At 42.5% G+C, this 233-nt stretch carries 1 protein-coding gene; it reads right to left on the minus strand.

The genetic code is table 11. The features are described 5' to 3' along the window. Nucleotides 1-233 (minus strand): diguanylate cyclase domain-containing protein (locus tag IQR33_RS31385; RefSeq protein WP_193844316.1); only part of this gene is annotated, 233 nt, incomplete at both ends.

A 233-nucleotide genomic window follows, 5' to 3' on the forward strand; every position in this document is an offset into this window, starting at 1 on the left:
AAATGGTCGATATCTAAGAATAGGGTGGCAAACGTCTGCTGGTTTTTGTGTCCGGTTTCGATGTGTTGTTCGAGTAAGCTGAGTAAATGGGTGCGATTAGGTAGATTGGTTAATGGATCGTAAAAAGCCATGCGCTGCAGCTTTTCTTCGTGTGCCTTACGCACAGAGATATCTTCAAACACACAAATGTAGTTAATAAGGTGGTTTTTATCGTCCATTACGGCGCTAATGGT

The sequence above is a fragment of the Vibrio sp. OPT46 genome (genome assembly GCF_015163535.1).
Taxonomy (GTDB): Bacteria; Pseudomonadota; Gammaproteobacteria; order Enterobacterales; family Vibrionaceae; genus Vibrio; species Vibrio alginolyticus.